The organism is Streptomyces durbertensis (genome assembly GCF_014156695.1).
GTDB lineage: Bacteria > Actinomycetota > Actinomycetes > Streptomycetales > Streptomycetaceae > Streptomyces > Streptomyces durbertensis.
In genome coordinates this window covers 1-899 of sequence record NZ_WMLF01000858.1, presented here as the reverse complement: position 1 = coordinate 899, position 899 = coordinate 1, and the positions used below count along the sequence as shown (strand labels likewise).

Sequence of the window (899 nt, the reverse complement as noted above, 5' to 3'; positions counted from 1 at the left end):
CGCCACCGCTTTCCCCGGCGCTCCCCGCCGCCGTCGTTGGACAGCCACCGCACGCAGCGGCGACAGTGGCAGGACACAGGCTTTCGAGGCCGGGCGCCGAGGGGAGACGAAACAACGTGAAGCGACTGGCCGCAGGAGTGTGGCGCCGCCTCCGAGGCCCCGTGCAGTGGCGCGTGCTGTGGCTCACCCGGGCAAAGTTCATGGTCGGCGTCACCGGCGTCGTACGCGACGACGCCGGCCGCGTACTCCTGCTGCGCCACCGCATGTGGCCCGAAGGCCGCCAGTGGGGACTGCCGTCCGGTTACGCCGTCAAAGGCGAGGAGTTCACCGCCACCGTCGTACGCGAGGTCCGCGAGGAGACCGGCCTCGACGTGGCGGTCGGCCGACTCGTCCACCTGAAGAGCGGCTTCCGCCTCCGCATCGAGGTCGCCTACGAGGCGACGCTGCTCGGCGGCGAACTGCGCATCGACCCGTTCGAGATCCTCGAAGCCCGCTGGTTCGCCCCCGACGAGCTCCCCAGCGGTCTCCAGGACCTCCACCGCACCCTCATCCACGCCCACCCGACCACCGACTGACCGGAACCGGCCGCCCTACGCCACCCCGACCGGCGGCGCCGCCCCCGCCTGCGGCGGCAGCTCGACACCGTCCACCATCTCCACCCCGTCCCCGGCCTCCAACACCTGCAGCCGCCGCATCCGCTGCGCCCGCCGCTCCTCCTTCCACTCCTCCACAAACCGCCGGCTCTGCTCGATCACGACGTACCAGGGCACCTGGAACTCGTCCAACAGAATCGGCTTGTCTGCCCCCGCACACTCGGCGGCGTACGCACTCCGCCGCCGACGCCGCCGCACCACCCGCGCCGAACTCGGGTGCGGCCACCGCAGGTTCACCACCCCCAC

Annotated in this window: 2 protein-coding genes; one reads left to right on the top strand and one right to left on the bottom strand. The window is 72.1% G+C overall.

Annotated elements, in window-relative coordinates:
• Positions 1-116 precede the first annotated feature (116 nt).
• A complete protein-coding gene (locus tag GL263_RS27310) occupies positions 117-575 on the top strand; it encodes an NUDIX domain-containing protein (RefSeq protein WP_182858404.1) in 459 nt (152 codons plus the stop codon).
• A gap of 15 nt (positions 576-590) precedes the next feature.
• Here GL263_RS27310 and GL263_RS28710 read toward each other — a convergent pair.
• Positions 591-899: hypothetical protein (locus GL263_RS28710; RefSeq protein ID WP_228456876.1), on the bottom strand; the 309-nt coding region annotated here is incomplete at its 5' end.